Source organism: Streptomyces polyasparticus (genome assembly GCF_014493765.1).
Taxonomy (GTDB): domain Bacteria; phylum Actinomycetota; class Actinomycetes; order Streptomycetales; family Streptomycetaceae; genus Streptomyces; species Streptomyces polyasparticus.
The window spans coordinates 1-20,781 of record NZ_JACTVJ010000049.1; the positions used below are offsets into that span (position 1 = coordinate 1).

The following is a 20,781-nucleotide window of genomic DNA, read 5'->3' on the forward strand; positions in this document are numbered from 1 at the left end:
TTCGACGGCCGGCTCTCCGCCGCCCGGCGCTGAACCCCAACAACCCCAGAACCACCGTTAGCTTTACAGACCCGGCCCTGACGGCCGACATCCGCTCCGAGCTCACCCATCCCCACACGAGTCGACAGGTCTCATCCGCCCAAGACACCACGGGAGTTGGGTGACCGAGCCTTCTCTGACTGGCGCGATCTCCTCCTGAGTCGACGCCAGCCGCCTGCGTGGCGCGTGCGAGCCTGCGGTTCCCATCATGAAAGCAGCGGAAGCAAGTGAAGATCGCGTTTCTCATCGATAATGCGTACGGGATCGGTGGGACCATCCGTGCCACAGCGAATCTCTCGCGCGCACTGTCGGTCCGTCATGACGTCCAGGTTGTGAGTGTCCATCGGACACAGGACAAGCCTCGAATTTCATTCGGCGCCGGAGTCGAGCTTCGTGGCCTTGTTGACATGCGGGCGGATGCAGCGACGTACGACGGGAATCACGCTCTCACCATGCAGCCCAGCAGCATCCCTCTGGACCGCGCTAAGAAGGATGGACGGCTCGCACATACAGCCCTCCAGGATCGGCGGATCCAAGCATTTCTGCGGGAGACGGACGCCGACGTCGTGATTGCCACGCGACCTATTCTCAACGGATACCTCGCTGAATACGGCCAGCAGCGCTATCTGCGCATCGGGCAGGAGCACCTCAGCCTGATGGGGCACCACGAGCAGGTACGGACGAACCAGAATCTGGCTCTGGCGAGACTGGATGCGTTTGTGACTGTGTCAGAGTCGGACGCGGCGGATTACCGTGCCGAGCTGCCGGACGTAGCCACGACCATCATGTGCATCCCGAACTGCGTGCCTGTCCCCGAGGTCGAGCAGTCCCCTCTCGACTCGAAGCTGATCATCGCTGCGGGCCGGCTTGTGCCTGTGAAGCGCTACGACCGCTTGGTGTCCGCCTTCGCGGAGCTAGCGGACGAGTTTCCGCAGTGGAACCTGCGGCTGTATGGGCGCGGCCGCCAACGCGCCGCCCTGCGCGAGCAGATCGACAAGCTGGGACTTTACGACCGTGCCACGCTCATGGGCGCGGTCGCCCCCATGGAAACCGAGTGGGCCAAGGGCGCCATCGCCGCAGTGTCCTCCGACATGGAGGCTTTCGGGATGACCATCGTCGAGGCCATGTACTGCGGTGTGCCGGTCATAGCGACCGATTGCCCGCATGGCCCCGGCGCAATCATCACCAGCGGAAAGAACGGAGTCCTCGTCCCTCTCGCCGGCCGGGCGAACGAGCCCGATACGATCGCGTCGTACGCCAATGCGCTGCGCACGCTGATGTTGAACCATGAACTCCGCGCCCAGATGGGAGTGGCTGCCAAGGAGCGCGCCGCGGCCTTCGCACCCGATGCCATCGCGCGTCGCTACGAGCACCTGATCGCTGAATTGTTGCGCAAGCGAAACCTGCCGGTGGCGGATTCCCCTCAAGCACCCGCATGCGTCAGCGTCGCATTGCTCGCTCGAGTACGTCGCGCTCTGAGCGGCGCCATCCTGCCGTATTCGCGCTTCTCGAAGGCCACCCGTCTGCAGCGACGGCCCACCGCCCACGCCCGGGTTACCCCCAATGGAGACATCGCTGTCCTCCTCGACGCGCATCACCTTCCTCGTGTGCCACTCGACTTCGTTCTCCGCCTGCGTCACGACAGGGACGGGCTCGAGCACCGTATCCCCGTTCCCTCCCTGAGCTCCTCGCCCGATCGGGATATCGAGGTGGTCCTCAAGCGCTCCGAGCTCGAACTACAGGAAGGGCGTTGGGACACCTACATTGCTTTGCGCGGAACGCACAAGCGGGTGCGCCTGGTCTGCAAGCTCTCAGAACAGGCCGCCCTGTTGACGATGCCTCTGGCTGGGACAGGTGGGGAGGCCGGAGTGTCAGCTTGGATTCCGTACACCTCGGTGGACGGCTTCTTCTGTGTGCGCACCTGGCTACGGACCGCCCATGCGGAAGTCGACACGATGCGCGTCGATGACACCTCGGTAACTGTCCGAGCCACCTTGCATGGCGTGTCGTACGAACTCCCGCAGTCGGCTCGGGTACTCGCGGTCTCACGCAAGGCGACGAAGTACAGCTTCGGCATCCCACTGCGTAGCCTCGGCGCCGGTCGGTTCGAGTTCACCATCGACTACGTCCAAGCGATGAACCATCGCAGCGATGGCGACGATGTCTGGGACCTCAAGCTGACGCCGGGTGGGGACGCCAACCCGGTAGCGATCGGACGCATAGGCGGCGACATCGTGGACCGCAAGCGCACGGACGTCGTACCAGAACTACTCCTGAACGATCCGGAACGGGGCATAGCGCAGATCAAGCCGTACTTCACCGTGACCAACGACCTGGCATTCAGCGCGCGCGAAACGACACCCGCCGCGGCAGCCGGAGCATGAGGGACTGTCTTGTTCTTGACTCTTCCAAGAATTTCGTGGGCGTTGATCGCGTTAGGGTCAGTTGAGCGGGATGAGCTGTCGTAGGAGATGGTGTTCCGCTCGGCCGTAGTGCTGCCGCGTTGGGTGCGGCCGTTGTGCCAGGCCGGTGGTGAATACGTGCAGGAAGGGCCGGTCGGCGGCGCGAGTTCGGGTGGTCCAGTCGGACTGCTCGGCGGCATTGCCTTGGGCCGGGGCCAGCAATTGGACGAAGGATCGGATCTGCTCCTCCAGTGTGCTCATCTCCGTGCAGGTCGCGGCCAGTTGGTCGCGGTGTTGGCGCTGGTCCGCGTCGAGTCGGTCGGGATGGGTGGTGTGCCGGCCGGTGACACGGCGTGGGGAGAGCGCGGCGTGATCCGCCTCGATGCGGCCGGAGTTGATGTAGCGGACCAGGAGGTTCGCACTGCCCGGACAACCGCGTTCACGGATCTCGGCCAGGAACTGGGTGACCGGGACGGCCGGGTCCTGAGTGCAGCGCTCGCGCTGATGGGCCCGGAAGGGGTCCACGAGTCCGGGCCGGTGGGTCGGGCTGCGCACCAGCCGGTCGGGCTCGGAATGGCGGGCGTACCGTTTGACGGTGGTCAAGGTCAGGCCGAGCCGACGGGAGCGCTCCAGCAGGCCAACACCCTTCTCGAGTAGATCATGGACCTGCTGCCACGGGTGTTGCGAGCAAGTATGCCTTCGATTACCGGCGGGCCAAACCTGCCCCAGCATGAACTGTGGTCCGTGACCTCTTTAGCCACGGCCTCGACGAGTCCGCGCCACACGTGCCAGCGGTCCATGACCTGCACGATCGTCAGGTCGGCAGCGAGGGTGGCCTGAGCGAAACTGCCCGCGCTATCCCGGCAGTGACGCTCCCGCAGCCACGTGGTCATGCGAACTCATCGATCCCGGCCACCCGTGGGGCTTCCCGCTCCGGCAGTGTGATCCGCATCAGCCAGTTGAGCGCGCTCGCCCAGCTCAATGCATGATGCAGGACGGACAGCAGGCGGGTACCGGCTGAGCCGGTCAGCACCCTGGCGACCGCCTCGACCACCCGCCGAACGCCGGAGTCCGCCGCTGGTGCCGCTCCGTCAGTCCCGCCACCTGTTCGACGAAGGTGCCCCTCGGACAAGCCCGGTTTTCGCAGTACAGGCGCCGCACAAACAGGTCGATCACGACCGGTCTGCCGCCGACGGACTCGTCAGCCACCTCACGCACCGCGAGTGCACCCACGAAGACGACTCACCGCACGCCGGACACGCACACAGAATCCCGTCCCAGGTCCGGACCGTAATCCGGACCAGCTCGCTCCCGCGCTCAACCGCTCCACCCGCACACTCGCCAACTGAGGCAGAAGCACGGCCAGTTCGACATCACGCACGCCCAGCCTGCGCGTATACAGGACACACCCGCATGGCCTCACGATGCGCCGGGGTCAGCCAGCGGCAGCTGAATTCGGATCTCCAGTCCGCCCCCCTCACGGGGATGCGCGCCGACTGTGCCGGCGTGGGAGCGCACAATGGCTCGCACGATCGCCAGCCCGAGGCCGGCGCCGTGCTGAGAGTTCACGCGGTCGGTGCCGATTCTGCGGAAGGGTTGGAACATGGCCTCGAGGTCGTTCTCTGCCACCGCTGGGCCGGTGTTGGTGACGACTAGCAGCGCCATGCCGCCCTTCGTCCTACGGGTGGCGATTCGGACCCAGCCGTCTGACGTGTTGTAGCGGATGGCGTTCTCCACCAAATTATGGACGACTCGTTCCAGGAGCACCGGATCGCCGGACACCGGCGCGGGCTCGGCGGCTACGGTCAGCCGTACGCCACACGTTCGGGCGTGGCCCTGCTGTTGGTCGGCCACGTGCTGGGCCAGGTCACCGAGTTCGACCCGGGTTCGGACGGCGAGCTCCCGGTCTCCCTTGGCCAGCGCCAGCAGTCCATCGATGAGCCGTTCGTGCCGTGCATTGACCGTGAGTAGCGAGGCGCCCAGTTGTTTGGTGTCCTGCGCCGCTGTACGGCGGCGCAGCGCCACCTCGATGAGGGTGCGGTTGATGGCGAGTGGGGTCCGTAGTTCGTGCGAGGCGTTCGCGATGAAACGCTGCTGATCCTGAAAGGACTTATCGAGGCGTTCCAACATGGAGTCGAAGGTGTCGGCCAGCCTGGTGATCTCGTCCCGCGGCCCGTCGAAGGCCAGCCGTTGACCGAGGTCACTGCTGGTGGAGATACGGTTCGCGGTGTCGGAAATCCGGTTCAGCGGGCGTAGCACTCGGCCGGCCATCAGATAGCCGAACAGGGTCGCGACGACAGTGAGTACGGCGAGTGCGATGCCGCCTTGATTGAGCAGCGACTGCAAGGTGGCGGCGCGGTAGCCGTCTTCGAGGGCCTGGACTTCGGAGGTGCGTGCGAAGCTGCTGCCGGGAGCCTCGGTCGCGGGTGCTCCGACCTTCCTGGAGGTGGCATAGGCCGTGAGCAGTCGGCCCGCCAGTGCTCCGTCGAGCAGCACGTAGGTGACGCCGAGCAGCACTGCGCCGGCGACCATGAACAGCCCGCCGTACAGCAGGGTGAGCCTGGCTCGGATCGGCAGTCGAGTCCCTATGCGCATCGTCAGCCTCATGGGATGCGGTATCCCGCCCCCGTTACCGTTTCGATGAGCTGCGGTGTGCCGAGTTTCTTGCGTAGTTTCATCACAGTGACTCGGACCACGTTGGTGAACGGGTCGATGTGCTCGTCCCAGGCACGTTCCAACAGTTCCTCGGCGGAGATTACGGCTCCGTCCGCGCGCAGCAGTTCGAGTAGGACGGCGAACTCTTTGCGGGCGAGCGGCACGTAGTGCCCGTCGCGGTAGACCGCGCGACGGGCGGTTTCCACTCGCAGGCCGCCGCGCTCGTATACGGGCGGCCCAGCCGGCTGGGAGCGTCGGGCCAGTGCGTGGACGCGGGCGATGAGCTCCTCGAAGGCGAATGGTTTGGTGAGGTAGTCATCAGCGCCGATGGCGAGCCCTTCGACGCAGGAGGGAACGTCGGAGGCGGCGGTCACCATGAGGATGCGGGTGCGGCCACCGGAATCCACCACGGCCCGGCAGACATCATCGCCGTGCACCAAGGGCAGGTCCCGGTCGAGGACCAGTACATCGTAGTCATTGACCGCGAGCCGCTCGAGGCCGGCATCGCCGTCGTAGGCGACATCGACGGCGAACACCTCGTCCCGCAGCCCCTCGGCCACGGCATCGGCCAGCATCCGCTCATCCTCGACGATCAGTACTCTCACGACCACAAGGATGCCAGAAGGTATGTATCCAGGAGATAACCGGAATCGGTTACGAAGCGGATACCGCATCCTTGCTCTACTGGTTCCCGTGCTGGGACAGCCCTGGCAAGGGAAGGAACAACAACTCCATGCGTGTGCCGATGAAACTCCTGGTCGCAGTCCCGTTGGTCAGCCTCGCCCTGGCAGCGTGCGGCAGCCAGGGCGAGGACTCATCCGTAGCTTCGGCCGGCGGGGACAAGCAGCAGAGCGGGAAGCAGCTGAGCAGCGCTGAGAAGCTACGCAAGTACAAGGCGTGCCTGGCCGAACGGGGTGTTTCCGCGCAGGCCCACAAGGTCGGCGAGGAGGCACCGGAGCAGGTGTCGCCGGAGGAGATGGAAGAGGCACTCGAGGAGTGTAAGGAGTGGGCGCCCACCGCGGAGGATGTCGCGGGTAGCAAACCCGATGAGAAGACCCTTGAGGCGGTCCGGAAGTACGCCCAATGTTTGCGGGACAACGGCGTCAATGTGCCCGATCCGGATCCGGAAACTGGCGCGTTGAGCAGCTCCAAGGACATGATGAAAGACCCGGACAAGCTCAAGGCAGCCGCGGAGAAGTGCAAGCACCTCGCACCTGGCGCCCAGCAGTGATGGGCGTGCCTGAGCGGACCGCTCCATCCCCGGAGGCGGAGCCCGGACCGGCCCACCGGCGCCCCCGTCGGCGTATCGCCGCCTTCGTCGCCCTCCCCGCAGTGTTGACCACCGCCGGTGTCGCCGCGCTGGGTTTCGGCGGCGGCAGCGACAAAAGTGCGGCCGCCGACGACGATCGGCCTCCTGCGACCACCGAGGTGAGCACAACGGATCTCGTGGAGCGTCAAACCGTCGACGCCACCCTCGGATACGGCGCCCCTCAACCTCTGCACAGTTCCGCCACCGGCACCGTCACGTGGCTGCCGAAGCTCGGTTCCGAGATCGGGCTCGGCGACACGGCCTTCAAGGCCGACGGCCGTCCCATCCCTCTGCTCTACGGCGACACGCCGCTCTACCGTGAGTTGAAGCCCGGCGTGCAGGGCGAGGACGCCGCCGAGCTGGAACGGTCACTCGCTCGTCTCGGGTACGCCGGGTTCATGGTCGACAAGGAGTACACCGCCCAAACGGCCGCGGCGGTCAGGCGCTGGCAGCGCGATCTCGGCGTCCCAAGGACGGGAACCATCACCCCCCGGGACGCCGTCGTGAATGACGGCAGGATTCGGGTGACCGGGCATGAGGTAACCAAGGGCCAGCAACTCACGTCCGATATGGGAGTGCTCACCTTCACAGATACCGTCCAGTTCGTGAGTATCGATCTCGATGCCAAGAAGCAGAAACTCGTCCACAAAGGCGACAAGGTCTCTGTCGTACTCCCCGACGGCTCGCGTGCCGAAGCTGTCATCTCGGTCGTTGGCAAGGTTGCCTCGCCTCCGGACCAGAGCGGTGGCGAGCAAGGCGATCAGGGCGGCGGCAAATCCGTCATCAAGGTCACCGTGAAAATCAGCAAGAAGGACAGAGCCAGACTCGGCAGCTTCGACGGCGCTCCCGTCGATGTGGAGATCATCTCCCAGGAGAAGAAGGGGGTGCTGACCGTTCCCGTCTCGGCACTCCTTGCACTGTCTGAGGGTGGCTACGGCGTCCAGGTCGTCGACGGCACCACGACCCGTATCGTCGCGGTCAGAACCGGCATGTTCGCCGATGGCAAGGTCGAGATCACCGGCGAGATCAAGGCCGGCGACAAGGTGGGGATTCCCAAGTGAACCGCCCAGTCGTCCGCCTGGACAACGTCACGCGCTCCTACGGTGAAACCACCGCTCTGGCCGGGGTCTCGCTGACGTTCCACCGGGGCGAACTCGCCGCCATCGTCGGCCCGTCCGGCTCCGGAAAGTCGACCATGCTCAACTTGATCGGCACCCTGGACCGCCCCACCAGCGGTACCGTCGAGATCGACGGCCACGACATCGCCACCCTGGGCGACCAGGAACTGTCCGCGTTGAGGGCGATGACCATCGGCTTCGTCTTCCAACAATTCCACCTGGCGGCTGGCCTTTCGGCCCTCGACAATGTCGCTGAAGGCCTGCTTTACACTGGCACGCCACTTGCCGAGCGCCGCCGCGCGGCACGTAGCGCCCTGGAACGTGTGGATCTCGCCCGCCGTATATACCACCGCCCCAACGAACTCTCCGGCGGCGAGCGTCAACGTGTAGCGATCGCCCGGGCACTGGTCGGCAGCCCGCGCCTGCTCCTCGCCGACGAGCCGACCGGCGCGCTCGACTCGCGCTCGGGCGACACCGTCATGGCCCTGCTGCGTGCGTTGCACGCGGACGGCACCACCGTCGTGATCATCACGCACGACCGGGAGGTCGCCGCTTCGTTGCCCCGCCAAGTACAGGTCCGCGATGGCCGCATCGTTCACGACTCGTCTCGAGACCGGGTGCCCGCATGCTGAAGACCGGCCGGATGAGCCCACGCGATGTCCTGCGCACCGGAGCCTCGGGGCTGCGTACTCGGCCGCTGCGTGTCTTCCTGTCCGCACTCGGCATCGCCATCGGCATCGCCGCGATGATCGGAGTGGTCGGTATCTCCACCTCTAGCCATGCCGAACTGCAACGTACCCTCGACCGTCTCGGAACCAACCTGCTCACCGCAGCCCCCGGCCAGACTTTCACCGGCGCCGAGGCCAAGCTCCCGAAGAGCACCGTCGACATGGTCCGACGCATCGGCCCGGTCGAATCCGCCGCCAGTACCGGAGACGTGGACGGGTACGTATACCGCAATGACCGCATCCCACCCGCCGAAACCGGCTCCATCAACGTCAAGGCGGCCGACCTGGGGCTTCTCGCCACAACTGGCACGCAGCTCGCCCGCGGCAGCTGGCTGAACAAGGCCACCGCCCGCTATCCCGCCGTGGTGCTGGGCACCGGCGCGGCCGACCGCCTCGGCATTGGCTCCATCGAATCCGACACCCGGGTCTGGCTGGGAGGCACGTGGTTCACGCTCGTCGGCATCCTCGACAAGTCGGCCCTGGCCCCCGAACTGGACGACAGCGCTCTCGTCGGCTGGGGCGCGGCCGAGCGAATTCTCGGTTTCGATGGGCATCCCACGAAGATCTATACCCGGACTGTGGAATCCGCTGTGGAAGAGGTGCGGGATGTCCTGGCAGCCACTGCCAACCCACAGGCACCCACCGAGGTCAAGGTGAGCCGACCTTCTGACGCCCTGGCCGCCAAGAATGCCACTGACAAAGCCTTCACCGGCCTGATGCTGGGCCTCGGCGCAGTCGCCCTGCTCGTCGGCGGGGTCGGCGTGGCTAACACCATGGTCATCTCTGTGCTGGAACGCCGCGCCGAAATTGGCCTGCGCCGCTCACTAGGTGCTCGCCGCAACCAGATCCGTACCCAGTTCCTCGTCGAGTCTCAACTGCTCGCCGGGCTCGGCGGCATTGGTGGCGTCTTGCTGGGTATCGCTGTCACCGCCGCCTACGCGCTCTCGCAGGGCTGGCCGGTCAGCGTCCCGGTCTGGGCCATTGCAGGCGGATTCGGTGCCACCCTGAGCATCGGTGCCCTCGCTGGGCTCTACCCAGCAGTCCGCGCCTCTCAACTGCCACCGACCGAGGCGCTGGGAGCGGCCTGAGGGTCCAGGCGTACGGGGCGAGTGAGTCTGTAAACCTTCAGCAGGCATTCCCTGCGGCAGCGGGTCGGGCGGAGCAAGCACCATGCGTGACACGCTGTGTTGTTGGTGCGATCTATCCGAGGTAGCGGACAAGCAGACTACCCTTCCTGGACAGCTCAACTCGTGGCCCGCTTGTAGGTAAGGCGCTAGACGGGATAGCGGGATCGGCCGTGCAGTGGGGCATTGGCTGCCGGCGGGCTGGGCGCAATGCACTCATTGTGGTTGTGTGGAACAAGTCGGCGGGATGTGAGCGCGCTGTGCTCGCCTGAGACAACATCGACAGCGTCATCCCGGCCACCACGCCGTGGGCCCAGACTCGGAATCCACGAGGTGCTGCAGTCACTGGTAGATGAGCCAGAGGGTTCATCTTCGGTTCTGACGTGCCTTCAATGCATCGGGTGAAGTCAACTTTCGGATGGCTGGTTGTGGCGTCGCGGTCGCTCGTATCGGTGGCGCCAGTTACACCGGTGACCGCACTCCGACCTCCACGATCACCGCCAAGTAACACCCCCCCTCGGGGCCCGTGGCCACTACACCACGGGCCCCGAGCTAGAGGGTGTCTTAGTGGGTGTTCTGTGAGCTTTCGCCGGGGCTCAGTCTGGGGGTGGGGTTGGCTGCGGTGGCATCCAGGGCGAGGCAGACGTCCTTGGGGGGCAGTCCGTCTGCGGTGTTGTCGAAGAGGGCGAGGATCTGACGGTAGGCCGAGGGCGGCGGGGCGAGGCCGCCGGGAAGGTTCGGGGCGATCTCCAGGATGGTTTCCCGGGTGATCGTCAGTCTTTCCAGAGTCTGTTCCGCGTCCGCGAGTTGGGCGGTGAGGTCGGCGATCTGGGTGCGGAGCTGGTCGGTGATGCCGCCGGCTGGCGGCCTCGCGTATTTGGAGCTGTTCCAGGAACTCCTGCATGCTCCCCTCGCACTGGTTCATGCCGGGTCGCCGCAGCGGGCTGGTGGCGGATCTCGCCAGGTGGGAGTCGTCGTGGCGGTGAGCCGGTGGGTCATGATGTCGGTCGACCAGCGCATCCATGACGCCGAACTGGCGGGCAGAGTCTCGTAGTCGCGGGCCAGGCGGCGGTGCAGCATCAGCGTGCCGAAGGTCTGCTCGGCGATCCACCGATTCGGGGCCGGGGCGAACTCCTTGGTCTGCGGATCACGCGACACCACCTCGACGTCGATGCCCAGCGACCGGCCGTGCTCGATGACGGCGTTCGTGAACCCGGCATCGGGCCAGCTCTTGACCACGTCGGGGTTGTCGGTGGGCCACCTTGTCCAGCTGCGTGATCCCGATGACGAGCGCGAAGCCCTCGAAGGCGACCGTGAGGCGGTCGCCGCCCTCGCAGAACGGCTCAGCGACGTCCCAAGCTCGTTGGGGGTAGGGCCAGCCGGGTTGTACAGGATCGCTTTGACGATCTCCCGCATCTCGTACCGGCCCTCATGGCCGCTGACCGAACGGTGCTGGCCCTACCAGGCTGCGATGACCGGCCGGATCACTCGGGTACGGCTGCCGCTCAGCCACGACTCCAGCACACGCAGCACCGGTCAACCGCAACCCCTCAAACCGGACAACCGGCCACGACGACTCACAGAACACCCACTCAAAGCATCAAGATCATCTAAGGGCTGTCCCGCAAAGATGATCATTGTAGGGATGGGTTCGTGGTGGTGTTGCTGTGTCAAAGGCGGGTGTCGTGTTAACTGCCTGATAGAGATCTTCCGTGACCATGTCCCGCCGTTTGAAGCGCACCTTTGTCACCGTGGCGGCGATCGCCGTTCTGGCTGCCTGCGGTACGGCAGAGCAACCCGACACGGCCGCAGGCAAAGCGGCGGCGGCTGCGTCTCCGGTCGCAGCACCGCTGAAGCCGAAGCCGTCACCCAGCCCGTCCTGGTCCAAGCCGCGTCCGATGGATTGCCGTAAGGCGAGATGCGTGGCGTTGACCTTCGATGCCGGGCCGGGCCCGTACACCGCCCGCCTTCTGGACATTCTGAAGACCAAGCGGGTCAACGCCACCTTCTTCCTTCTCGGTAAGAGCGGCGTGACCCGCTATCCGGAGCTCGTGCGCAGAGAAGCAGCCGAGGGGCATGAACTCGCCAATCACAGCTGGAGCCATCCCCGCCTGACCGAGGTCTCGGACACGGAGATTCGCCGTCAGCTCTCCCTCGTGCAGAAGCAGATCAAAGACCTCACCGGCCGCACCCCGACGCTGATGCGCCCGCCTCAGGGACGCACCGACCAGCGGGTAGCCAAGGTCAGCCGTGAGCTCGGGCTCGCACAGATCCTGTGGACGGTCACGGCCAAGGACTATCGTGACCACGACCCCAGACTCATTCAGCGGCGGGTCCTGGCTAGCGCGGCCCGCAACGGGATCATCCTGCTCCATGACATCTACCCGGGGACCGTGCCCGCGGTGCCCGGCATCATCGACGGACTGCGCGAACGTGGGCTGACACCGGTGACCGTGTCCCAGCTGTTCGCCCCCAACAAGCCCCGGCCGGGCCGCGCCTACTGGAACGCATGGTGAGCACGTAGAGGCTGCGGCTATCCGGTGGGCGCGAGGTTGTGCAGGCGGGCGACGCCGAGCATGGCGTGATAGATGCCGTCGCCCTTGAGACCGCAGTCACGCAGGATCTTCCAGCCCTTCATGCGGGCGAAAGTGTGCTCGACGCGGGCACGCACCTGCTTGTGCGAACGGTTGTGGTCCTCTTTCCAGGCCGGTAGTTCCTCGCCCTTGCGGCGGCGGTGAGGGATGACCAGCCCGGTCCCTTGGTAGCCGCCGTCGGCGATGGTCATGGTGTTGCCGACGGCGGCCTTGGCGCCGAACTCGTCCCAGCCGCGGGAGTCGTGCCGGTTGCCCGGCAGTGGCCGGCCGACCACGACGACCCAGCGTGTGTCGGCATCGATCACGACCTGATGGGCCGTGGAATAGCGATAGTTCTTCGACTGCTCGGCCACCGTGTGGTCACGGGTAGGCACCAGGGTGCCGTCGACGATCAGCACGGCGTCGTTGCGGAACCGGTCCGCAGCGGACTTCGAGACACCAAACGGCGGAGCAATTTGACGCATCGTCAAGTTCGTGCGCCAGTACGCCGTGACCAGCAGGATGCGATCCTCGAGCGATAGCCCCCAGGGGCGTCCGCGGCGCAGTTCACCCGTGGTCGCCCGCCGCACGCAGGCAACCAGCTTGCCGAAACGGCGCGGGCTCAGCCCGCTGAACGGACCTATCCAGGACGGCTCGGACGCCGTGATCACACCAGCCACACCAGGATCATCCCATCGTGATCAGCTTTGCGGGACAGCCCTCAAAGCGTGTGACACAAGGCTGTGAAGTGGGCATTTGCCCTGCATGGCTGGGTGTTGAGGGCTGAGCAGGTGTGGGTGGAGACATTCGCAGGGCTGCGTGTGACGCAGTTTGCGCGGCTCCTCAAGGTGGTGCGGGAGCGCGGTGGTGACGGCACCTTGCAGGGCCGTCCATGGTGCCTGCCATTGGCGGAGCGGGTCCTGGTGGTGGCGGTGTACTACGGACGAACCTGACGATGCGGCAGCTGGGCCCGTTGTTCGGGATCTCCTCGTCCACGGTGTGCCGGGTGATTCAACGGCTCGGTCCACTGCAGGCGCTGGAGCCCGTGTCGCGGCCGACCGATGCCGCGGATCGGCTGTGGATAGTGGACGGCACTTTGATCCCGGTCCGTGACCGCAGCGTTGGCTCGTCCTCGCGCAACTACCGGTTCTCGGCGAACGTGCAGGTCATCGTGGACGCTGACACGCGCCTCGTGATTGCGGCCGGTCGTCCGCTGCCGGGCACCACCGCGGACGCGCACGCCTGGCGGGCCTCCGGCCTGGCCGAGCACTGCCCGGGCGCCACGGTCCTGCCCGACGGCGCTTACCTAGGCTGCGGCATGATCACCCCGCACCGCAAACGCCCGCGGCGCGAGCTGCTGCCCGGCGAGGAGAGCGACAATGCCGCCCACCGCACAGTCCGTGCCCGGGTAGAGCATGTGATCAGCCGGATGAAGACCTACAAGATCCTCCGCGACTGCCGGCAACACGGCGACGGCCTCCATCACGCCGTCCAAGCCGTCGCCCACATGCACAACCTCACCCTCACCTCATGACCAGACAACCGCCCTCGCACACCCTGACCTGCCCGAACACAGCCTTACGCAACACGCTTCAATGAGGCCTTCGGACTTACGTGGCGATGCCCCTACGCAATCTCAGCGCTCGGCAGGCAGCCGTACCTCGATGCAGAGGCCGCCCTCGGGCCCTGGGCAGGCCGTGACCGTTCCGCCATGGGCGGTGGCGATCGAACGGACGAGGGCCAGGCCCAGGCCGTGTCCGCCGCCGACGTTGGTGGCGGACACGGTTGTCATCCGGTCCTTGCCCCGGCCGCGTCGGAACGGCTCGAAAAGCGCCGGGATATCCTGCGGTGCCACAGCCGGGCCGGTGTTGGTGACGGTGAGCCGACCGGGTGCGATGCGGACGACGACATGTCCGTGCGGTTGGTTGTAGGCGATGGCGTTGCGCAGCAGGTTCGCTATCAATTGGCTGAGCAGGACCCGGTTTGCGCGAACCGGAGCATGCCCCTTGTCCACGGTGAGGGTGACCTGTGCTGCCTTGGCCGCCGGTGCGCACGAACCGGCCTCTTCGGCAGCCACCTCCGACAGGTCCACCAGCGCCGTCTCCTTGATCCCGCGCTCGCTGTTGGCGAGGAGCAGTAGGCCGTCGATGAGGTGCTGGCTGCGCCGGTTGGCGTCGAGGAGACGCTCCCGGACGCGCACGACGTCCTCGGGGCTGGGATTTTCCAAGCCGATCTGGAGCGCGGCCCGTTGTGCGGCCAGTGGGGTGCGCAGTTCGTGGGAGGCGTTGGCGATGAAACGGCGCTGACTGTCGAAGGAAGACTCCAGGCGGGCCAGGAGTTCGTCGAAGGTGTCAGCGAGTTCCTTGAGCTCGTCCTTTGGGCCGCCAAGGGCGATGCGCTCGTCCAGATTCTGTTGGGAAATGCGTCGTGCGGTGGCTGTCATGGCATGTACGGGTCGCAACACCCGGCCGGCGATCCACCAGCCGATGCCGACCGCGAGTACGGACATCACCAACAGAGCGGCGCCGGACCAGATCAGTACCTGCCGTGAGGCGAACTGGGCGAGTTCGAGAGTGACGGTGCCAGGCTCTTGTTCCGCGCTGGTGGGCGGAGGGTTCTGCTCGGGGACTGTTTGGAGAGTGCGGCCCATCAACTCCTGCGCTTTCGCTACGGCGTCGGCGCGAGAAAGGAAGTAGACGAGAGAGAGCAGCGCTGCGCCCAGTAGTGAGAAGACGAGTCCATAGACGGCTGCGATGCGGATGCGCACGCCGGCCCGGCGTCTACGTGGTCGGCGGTTCACAGAACGTATCCCACGCCCGGCACTGTGCGGATCAACGGGGGGGCCCCGAGTTTGGTGCGCAATCGGCTCATGGTGACGCGTACGGCCGAGGTGAACGGGTCCGCGTGCTGGTCCCAGGCGCGCTCCAACAGTTCCTCCGGGCTGACTGGTGCTCCGTCGGCGGCCAGCAGCAGATGCAGTACCGCGAACTCCTTGGGAGTGAGGTCGAGCGGCTGGCCGTCCCGGGTGACGGTGCGCCGACTGGTGTCCAGCCGTACCCCTGAGCTCTCCATCACCGGGGGAAGGGGCGGAGCGCTTCGGCGGCACAGTGCTCCCACCCTGGCGATGAGTTCGGGATACTCGAACGGTTTGGCGAGATAGTCGTCCGCCCCCAGGTTCAGACCCTGGACGCGGTCGCCGAGTCCGCCCGATGCGGTGAGCATGAGAATGCGGGTACGGGCACCTGAGGAGACCAGCTCCGTCGCGATGGCATCGCCGTGAACACCAGGCAGATCCCGGTCCAGCACGACGACGTCGTAGTCGTTGGTCTGGAGAATGTGTGCCGCCGCGGCTCCGTCGAGGACCGTGTCCACGGCGAATCCGTGGCGGCGCAGCCCCATGGTGACCATCTCGGCGATCAGCGGGTCGTCCTCGACGACGAGTACGCGCACCCTGTTCTCCCTTCGTTACGATGTGTCCTCGTGATTCACGTGCGACGCGCGACGTCACTCACGGTGCGGCGAGCGCCACGGTGGGGGCCAGCCTGGCTGCACGTACGGCCGGATACAGGCCGGCGAGGCCCCCGATCGCGAGCGTCGCTCCCACGCCTCCGCCCATCACCCAAGGGGGAACTACCACCGGCCAGTTCTGAGTGGTGGCGTAGGCGGCGGTGACGGCCGAGCCGATTACCACGCCCGCCCCACCGCCCAGAGCGGACAGCAGCAGTGATTCGGTCAGGAATTGCTGGCACACCTGCCATCGGGTCGCGCCCAGTGAACGGCGCAACCCGATCTCGCCACGGCGTTCGAGGACCGAGATCACCATGGTGTTGGCAACTCCGATTCCCCCGACGAGAAGGGCCACCCCGCCCAGTCCGAGCAACAGCCCAGTGAACGCTGCGTCGCCTGCCTCCTTGGCGGCCAGCGCGTCGGACGGCCGGGATACGGAGACGGTGGTGGGCTCGGCCGGATTGACCGTACGGCCGAGCAGATGCCTGACGTCGGCGATGCGCTCCTCGTCCGCGCGAGTGTAGACGGTGGTGGGGTGCCCGTCGAAATCGAGGTACTTCTCGGCGGCATCCCAACCCACCAGGGCCGACGTGTCCAACTCGGCTGCCAGGGGGACCGGTTCGAGGATGCCGGCGACGGTGAACCACTGGCCGCCGAGCCAAACCCGGGTATCGGGGCCCGGTTCGGTGATGCCCAGCAGCTCGGCGGTGGTGGCGCCCAGGACGGTGACCGGGTACTTGCCGGTGGCTGCGTTGAGCCAGTCGCCCTTGCTCAGAGTGGCGCCCACTGTCTGCAGCAGACCCTGATGGGCAGCTGCCGCGGTGATGCCACCCGACTGAGCCTTGGGGATCTTGTCCGTACGGTAGGTCTGCACATCGTCGACGACGCCGACCGCCGTGGCCGACTCCACCCCTGCCATCCCGCTGGCCACACGGGTGGCCTCTTGTGGCAATTTCGCCTGGCTGCCATCCAGACTCTGGCCCGGTGACGCGGTCAGGAGGTTGGTGCCGAGCCGCTCAAGAGTGCGGTCGAGTTCCGCGCGGCTCGAGCTGGAAATGCCGACGACCGCGACCATCGCAGCGATGCCGATGGCGATGCCCAGTGCCGACAGCAGGACGCGTACCGGACGACTGCGCAACCCGAAGCCGCCGACGCGGACGACGTCTCCAGGGCTCAGCCGGGCGGGCCTCAGCATGACGCCCCCCGGGCCGAGTCGGTCCGTACCCGGCCGTCCAGCATGACGACCTGGCGCTGCAGACTCGCCGCGATCTCTTGGTCATGCGTGATGACCAGGATGGTAGTGCCGGCCGCGTTGAGCTCGCGCAAGAGGTCCACCACCGCGGCGCCGGAGCTTGAGTCAAGAGCGCCCGTAGGCTCGTCAGCGAGTAGCAGGGCCGGTTCGCCGACCACCGCGCGGGCGATGGCGACCCGCTGTTTCTGGCCGCCGGACAGTTCATGGGGGCGGTGGTCGAGGCGATTCCGGAGACCTACTCGTTCCAGAGCGTGTGCCGCGCGCTCACGGCGCGCGCTCCGTGACACCCCGGCGTACAGCAGGCCGTCGGCGACGTTGTCAAGGGCGCTCACCCCAGCCGCGAGATGGAAGTGCTGGAAGACGAAGCCGATGGAGGAGGCGCGCAGCGCGGACAACTGACGGTCGCTGAGCGCTGCGACATCGTGCCCTGCGATGGAGATCCGCCCAGAGGTGGGCAGGTCGAGCGTTCCGATGAGGTTGAGTAGCGTGGACTTTCCAGAGCCGGAGGGGCCGACGATCGCGGTCAACTCACCGCGTGTGACGACCAGATCGACCGCGTCCAGAGCAGTGACCCCGCCCGGGTAGGAACGAGTGACGGCCTCGAGCGCGACAACGGCCGCGCTCCTCGCGGGCGCGATAGCCGTGCGGCTCGTGTCGGCCGTATGGGCAGGTACAGTCATTTCGGCACCGCTACCTTCATGCCCGCACGCAATTCCCTGCTCTCGATCTCCACGCGGCCTTGCGCGAACAGCGCGAGCTTGACCGGGACGGTTCGGGTACGGTCGCCGTCGACGACGCGTACCGCGTAGCCGCCATCGGCCAGCGCCACGAGCGCCGTCACCGGAACCGACAGGGCATTCTTCGCGGTGGCGCTGGTGAATTCCACATCGACCGTGGCCGTGTCCAGCCCCTTCAGCGCATGCTGATCCGCGATCTCGATCTCCACATCGATCTTGGTCTTTACCGAACCGTCCTTGCCGTCGGACTTCTCGCCTTCACCCGAGGTGACTGTCCGTACTCTCCGTATCTTGCCCTCGACGCTGCTGCCGCCGGGCAGCAGCACCTTCACGACTTTCCCCTTCTTCGCCAACTCTTGGTCACCTACATCGACTTGGACGGTCACTGTCTTGGACCGGCTGGTGCGGGTCAGCACCGTCGCACTGGCCGTGTCGCCCACCACTGTCCGATGCTCGGCGACCCGAACCGCGTCCCGCGCGAAGTGGAGCTGGCCGATCTTGAGCGTGCCGGTAGCCTTCACACCCTGCTTCTGCTGCAGGGCACGCACCGCCGCCGCGGTTTCGGCGGTGAAGACATCGCCGTTCGGAGCGCCGTAGCCCAAGGCCCGCAGATTATCGTTGAGCTGTTCTACATCAGGACCCTCCACGCCGCGCGCCAGATCCCGGTACATCGGCGTCGCCCCATACATGAGCGCGACCGGTTGGTTGTCGACCTTGTACAAGGCCTCGCCGCGCTGGACGACCGCACCTTGCTCGGGGAGCCAGGTGACGGTACCCGGTAGCCGGCCATGCACTGGGACAGGGGTGCCGTAACCCAGCTCACCGGCCAGTGCTTGGGATGCGGCGAGATCACTGCGTGTGATCTCGCTGGTTGCTGCCGGCCGTGTGTCCCGCCGCGCCGCGTCCGATCGGCCGCTGCTGCCGCCCAGCCCCAGCGTTACCGCGCTGACGCCGCCACCCGCAAGCGTCAGCGCCGCAATGGTCACCACGATATGTATCCGCCGTCGCTTCCCGCTCACTGGGCACCGACTTCTTGGCGGTTTCCCATGAACTCCTTGCAGGCCTCCGTGGCCTTCTTGAAGGCAGGAGTGTCCTGGGCCGTCCCTTGCGGGGGGATGAACACACCGTTCTTGGGATCGTCGACCTCGACACCGTTCTTCCGGTAGCACTTCGCTAGTTCCAGTGCCTCCTTCTGAAACTGCTCATGTTCCTCCTTCGTGTGCGTCTGTGGGGCGTACTTCTGGCATGCCTTGATCGCTGCCTCCGCCTTTGCCCTCGGGACGCCGTCGGGGATCTGGGTCACTGCTTGGTCGCCGGGTTTCGGATCTGGCACGTCCACTCCCTGGTCACGCAGGCAGCTGGCGTACTGGAGGCCCTCGTCCTTCCCGCCGCTGGCCATCCCGTCTGCTTCATTACCCGTGTCGTCTCCCGCGCCGCACGCGGCCAGTGATATTGCCACCACCGCCGCGACACCTGCAGTGATCACCCTGCGGCGCGCCCTGCGCTGCCGCCATCTGCGCTCCGTGAGAACCAGCATCATCTCTCCCTTTTATCCAGCGATCCGCGCTGCGCTGCATCGCTGCATCAAGAGATATCGGGTGCGATGTTGCGCAGAGTTTTCGTGTGACGCAGGTGACGTCAGAGAGGTCGGTACGGGCCCGACAGGTTTCATGGCCGGTGTCGTGCTCGATGCGCCAGCGCATCTTGGCCAGACTGACCAGATCTTCGACGGGAGGGGTGGCAGACGGGTTGGAGATCCAGTAGCCAGTCGCCTCCGTGGCCGGGTCGGCCTGCTCGACCAGCAGCGTTCGCCTTGGCTGCCCCAGTCCCAGGCGTTGAGGCCGCCGCCATACTTCTGGGCGCGGCGGAAGGACCGCTTGCCCACCGTCCGGATTTCCAGGACGGCGAAACGTGAGCACATGATCCCTTTACTTCCTTGCTGCCAGGACACCTCGCTGAACACACCCTGTTCAGCCGCCAGGTCAGGCAGTGTGACCGGTCGGCTGCGGCAAGCGGGGCAGAGCCTGCGGGCTCAGTCCGCCATAGGCCAGCTCATGCGGCCGTGTACGGCCGCATGAGCCACCTCCTTGGCCTCGACGGCTACCAAATGGTCCAGGCCGCGGTTTTCCAGTGCAAGGCGGAAGCCACCGAACGGCCATGACCGCAGTCGGTAACCGCCACCGGCGCCGACAGGTCCCAGGCGGCCAGCCGGTCCAGCGCGAGCTGGGTCTTGGCCGCAAAGGTGACGTCGCACGGCACGCCGGCACTGCGGCGTCGGGCCGCATCGCTGGTCCACTCCTCGGGCAGATACAACTGCCAGTCCAGCGGGCAGGAAGCGGTGTCGGTTGCGGCATGCACGCTGACCACGACCTGGCAGGTGGCCCGCTTGACCACCGCCCCGCAGCACTGCCGAGCCACTTCCACGGACGCCTTTCCCCCACTTGGGAGACAACACATCGTCGACCGCCCACGCCTCGGGCCGAAGCACCTCGCACAGCCGTCGCGTGATCCGTTGCCGCACCGGCAACCAGTCCCGAGGCGACTGATTCACGAACTACTGCAGGGCCTGCATGTTCCCGTCCGGTAACCGCTCGGCCATCGGCTGGATCGGCTTACGGCCTCCATCCAGCATCAGACCTCGCAGATAGCGCTCGCCTCAACCGCCGCTGCTCGCTCCGCGGCAACGAGCCGAACACCACGTGGCGCTGAGGGTGAGCAGATCATGGTGCGGGCACGGACTCCGCAGGACACTGCGGTCTGCCCGATGTGCGGGATCTCGTCGAGATGCGTGCACGGGTATCACTGGCGGACGGTGGCCGATGTCCGGGTCGACGAGCGTCGGGTGGTGGTCCGGGTGAGGGTGCGGCACCTGGTGTGTCCCACCCGCGGCTGCCGGCATACCTTTCGCGAGCAGGTACCGGGCGTGCTGGACCGACACCAGCGGCGTACGACCCCTCTGACCAGGCAAGTCAAGGCAGTGGTCAAGGAGCTAGCTGGCCGGGCCGGATCACGTCTGCTGGCGATACTCTCTGTGAATTTGTCGCGCCACACCGCTCTGCGGATCCCGCTGCCTGCCGGGCGGGGTGCCCCCTTGTGATTGTGTCGACGATTTCGCGCTGCGCCGGCGGCACCGCTACGCCACTGTGATCATCGACGCCCAGACCCATGAGCGGATCGACGTACTGCCTGGTCGCACGGCCGACACGCTTTAGACGTTGTCCTATGTGGTGAGGCGGAGTAGTCGCTTGTAGCAGCACAGCGCGGCTGCCAGGCCGAGGATGGCCAGGTAGTTGGCGGGGTGGCGTTCGTAGCGGGGGCTGAGCCGGCGGTAGCCAGT

The 20,781-nt window shown here is 66.3% G+C and carries 20 protein-coding genes and 3 pseudogenes; 8 read left to right on the forward strand and 15 right to left on the reverse strand.

What is annotated here, in order from left to right:
* Nucleotides 1–266 precede the first annotated feature (266 nt).
* Complete coding sequence (locus H9Y04_RS44455) at nucleotides 267–2,423, forward strand: glycosyltransferase (RefSeq protein ID WP_187819967.1); 2,157 nt, start codon at nucleotides 267–269, stop codon at nucleotides 2,421–2,423.
* Between the two features lie 57 nt (nucleotides 2,424–2,480).
* Here the strand turns inward: H9Y04_RS44455 and H9Y04_RS44460 are convergent, their stop codons facing one another.
* The 5 genes from H9Y04_RS44460 to H9Y04_RS44475 form a co-directional block, all read right to left on the reverse strand.
* Nucleotides 2,481–3,044 (reverse strand): hypothetical protein, encoded by a 564-nt coding sequence (locus H9Y04_RS44460; protein WP_187819968.1) that lies wholly within the window; start codon nucleotides 3,042–3,044, stop codon nucleotides 2,481–2,483.
* A 2-nt stretch (nucleotides 3,045–3,046) separates the two neighbouring features.
* A complete protein-coding gene (locus H9Y04_RS46350) occupies nucleotides 3,047–3,334 on the reverse strand; it encodes a hypothetical protein (protein WP_214662257.1) in 288 nt (95 codons plus the stop codon).
* A complete protein-coding gene (locus H9Y04_RS44465; RefSeq protein WP_187819969.1) occupies nucleotides 3,331–3,495 on the reverse strand; it encodes a hypothetical protein in 165 nt (54 codons plus the stop codon). The genes H9Y04_RS46350 and H9Y04_RS44465 overlap by 4 nt, the downstream gene beginning before the upstream one ends.
* Before the next feature lie 365 nt (nucleotides 3,496–3,860).
* A complete protein-coding gene (locus H9Y04_RS44470; protein WP_187819970.1) occupies nucleotides 3,861–5,048 on the reverse strand; it encodes a HAMP domain-containing sensor histidine kinase in 1,188 nt (395 codons plus the stop codon).
* Nucleotides 5,045–5,701: a response regulator transcription factor gene (locus H9Y04_RS44475; RefSeq protein ID WP_187819971.1), complete on the reverse strand. Its 657-nt coding sequence runs from the start codon at nucleotides 5,699–5,701 to the stop codon at nucleotides 5,045–5,047. Before H9Y04_RS44475 ends, H9Y04_RS44470 begins: the two co-directional genes overlap by 4 nt.
* Nucleotides 5,702–5,829: 128 nt before the next feature.
* On the opposite strand from H9Y04_RS44475, the gene H9Y04_RS44480 reads away from it, so the two are divergent.
* From H9Y04_RS44480 to H9Y04_RS44495, 4 genes are all read left to right on the forward strand, one after another.
* Complete coding sequence (locus H9Y04_RS44480; RefSeq protein ID WP_187819972.1) at nucleotides 5,830–6,327, forward strand: hypothetical protein; 498 nt, start codon at nucleotides 5,830–5,832, stop codon at nucleotides 6,325–6,327.
* 101 nt (nucleotides 6,328–6,428) lie between these two features.
* The gene (locus tag H9Y04_RS44485) at nucleotides 6,429–7,466 is read left to right on the forward strand and encodes a peptidoglycan-binding protein (RefSeq protein WP_187819973.1); all 1,038 of its coding nucleotides are present in this window, start codon (nucleotides 6,429–6,431) and stop codon (nucleotides 7,464–7,466) included.
* Complete coding sequence (locus H9Y04_RS44490) at nucleotides 7,463–8,155, forward strand: ABC transporter ATP-binding protein (protein ID WP_187819974.1); 693 nt, start codon at nucleotides 7,463–7,465, stop codon at nucleotides 8,153–8,155. The genes H9Y04_RS44485 and H9Y04_RS44490 overlap by 4 nt, the downstream gene beginning before the upstream one ends.
* Nucleotides 8,149–9,339, forward strand: a complete 1,191-nt coding sequence (locus H9Y04_RS44495; RefSeq protein WP_187819975.1) for an ABC transporter permease — start codon at nucleotides 8,149–8,151, stop codon at nucleotides 9,337–9,339. Before H9Y04_RS44490 ends, H9Y04_RS44495 begins: the two co-directional genes overlap by 7 nt.
* A gap of 957 nt (nucleotides 9,340–10,296) precedes the next feature.
* Here H9Y04_RS44495 and H9Y04_RS44500 read toward each other — a convergent pair.
* A complete protein-coding gene (locus H9Y04_RS44500) occupies nucleotides 10,297–10,614 on the reverse strand; it encodes a transposase (RefSeq protein ID WP_214662259.1) in 318 nt (105 codons plus the stop codon).
* A 479-nt stretch (nucleotides 10,615–11,093) separates the two neighbouring features.
* On the opposite strand from H9Y04_RS44500, the gene H9Y04_RS44505 reads away from it, so the two are divergent.
* Nucleotides 11,094–11,891: a polysaccharide deacetylase family protein gene (locus H9Y04_RS44505; RefSeq protein WP_187819984.1), complete on the forward strand. Its 798-nt coding sequence runs from the start codon at nucleotides 11,094–11,096 to the stop codon at nucleotides 11,889–11,891.
* Between the two features lie 17 nt (nucleotides 11,892–11,908).
* Here H9Y04_RS44505 and H9Y04_RS44510 read toward each other — a convergent pair whose 3' ends face one another.
* On the reverse strand, nucleotides 11,909–12,628 hold the full coding sequence (locus H9Y04_RS44510; protein WP_187819976.1) for a transposase: 720 nt from the start codon (nucleotides 12,626–12,628) through the stop codon (nucleotides 11,909–11,911).
* A gap of 81 nt (nucleotides 12,629–12,709) precedes the next feature.
* Between H9Y04_RS44510 and H9Y04_RS44515 the strand changes: the two are divergent.
* Nucleotides 12,710–13,482, forward strand: a pseudogene (locus H9Y04_RS44515) (transposase family protein).
* Nucleotides 13,483–13,584: 102 nt separating this feature from the next.
* Here the strand turns inward: H9Y04_RS44515 and H9Y04_RS44520 are convergent.
* From H9Y04_RS44520 to H9Y04_RS44550, 7 genes are all read right to left on the reverse strand, one after another.
* Nucleotides 13,585–14,715, reverse strand: a complete 1,131-nt coding sequence (locus H9Y04_RS44520; RefSeq protein WP_214662266.1) for a sensor histidine kinase — start codon at nucleotides 14,713–14,715, stop codon at nucleotides 13,585–13,587.
* 29 nt (nucleotides 14,716–14,744) lie between these two features.
* Nucleotides 14,745–15,398, reverse strand: coding sequence for a response regulator transcription factor (locus tag H9Y04_RS44525; RefSeq protein WP_187819978.1), 654 nt, complete (start codon nucleotides 15,396–15,398; stop codon nucleotides 14,745–14,747).
* A gap of 58 nt (nucleotides 15,399–15,456) precedes the next feature.
* Complete coding sequence (locus H9Y04_RS44530; protein WP_187819979.1) at nucleotides 15,457–16,650, reverse strand: ABC transporter permease; 1,194 nt, start codon at nucleotides 16,648–16,650, stop codon at nucleotides 15,457–15,459.
* Entirely contained in the window at nucleotides 16,644–17,387 is a 744-nt protein-coding gene (locus tag H9Y04_RS44535; protein ID WP_187819980.1) for an ABC transporter ATP-binding protein, read from the reverse strand. Before H9Y04_RS44535 ends, H9Y04_RS44530 begins: the two co-directional genes overlap by 7 nt.
* Nucleotides 17,384–18,433 (reverse strand): peptidoglycan-binding protein, encoded by a 1,050-nt coding sequence (locus H9Y04_RS44540; protein WP_187819981.1) that lies wholly within the window; start codon nucleotides 18,431–18,433, stop codon nucleotides 17,384–17,386. Before H9Y04_RS44540 ends, H9Y04_RS44535 begins: the two co-directional genes overlap by 4 nt.
* A 26-nt stretch (nucleotides 18,434–18,459) precedes the next feature.
* Nucleotides 18,460–18,984 (reverse strand): hypothetical protein, encoded by a 525-nt coding sequence (locus tag H9Y04_RS44545; RefSeq protein ID WP_214662260.1) that lies wholly within the window; start codon nucleotides 18,982–18,984, stop codon nucleotides 18,460–18,462.
* Nucleotides 18,985–19,544: 560 nt separating this feature from the next.
* Entirely contained in the window at nucleotides 19,545–19,868 is a 324-nt protein-coding gene (locus H9Y04_RS44550; protein WP_308802052.1) for a transposase, read from the reverse strand.
* Between the two features lie 283 nt (nucleotides 19,869–20,151).
* Here H9Y04_RS44550 and H9Y04_RS44555 point away from each other — a divergent pair.
* Nucleotides 20,152–20,653, forward strand: a pseudogene (locus H9Y04_RS44555) (transposase family protein); the annotation flags it as partial.
* An 11-nt stretch (nucleotides 20,654–20,664) separates the two neighbouring features.
* Here the strand turns inward: H9Y04_RS44555 and H9Y04_RS44560 are convergent.
* Nucleotides 20,665–20,781 (reverse strand): annotated as a pseudogene (locus H9Y04_RS44560) (IS5/IS1182 family transposase); the annotation flags it as partial.

Excerpts from the sequence above, each read along its gene's own strand:
- H9Y04_RS46350 (WP_214662257.1), bottom strand. The coding sequence starts at position 3,334 with ATGACCACGTGGCTGCGGGAGCGTCACTGCCGGGATAGCGCGGGCAGT.
- H9Y04_RS44470 (WP_187819970.1), bottom strand. The coding sequence starts at position 5,048 with ATGAGGCTGACGATGCGCATAGGGACTCGACTGCCGATCCGAGCCAGG.
- H9Y04_RS44480 (WP_187819972.1), top strand. The coding sequence starts at position 5,830 with ATGCGTGTGCCGATGAAACTCCTGGTCGCAGTCCCGTTGGTCAGCCTC.
- H9Y04_RS44495 (WP_187819975.1), top strand. The coding sequence starts at position 8,149 with ATGCTGAAGACCGGCCGGATGAGCCCACGCGATGTCCTGCGCACCGGA.
- H9Y04_RS44505 (WP_187819984.1), top strand. The coding sequence starts at position 11,094 with ATGTCCCGCCGTTTGAAGCGCACCTTTGTCACCGTGGCGGCGATCGCC.
- H9Y04_RS44530 (WP_187819979.1), bottom strand. The coding sequence starts at position 16,650 with ATGCTGAGGCCCGCCCGGCTGAGCCCTGGAGACGTCGTCCGCGTCGGC.
- H9Y04_RS44535 (WP_187819980.1), bottom strand. The coding sequence starts at position 17,387 with ATGACTGTACCTGCCCATACGGCCGACACGAGCCGCACGGCTATCGCG.
- H9Y04_RS44545 (WP_214662260.1), bottom strand. The coding sequence starts at position 18,984 with ATGATGCTGGTTCTCACGGAGCGCAGATGGCGGCAGCGCAGGGCGCGC.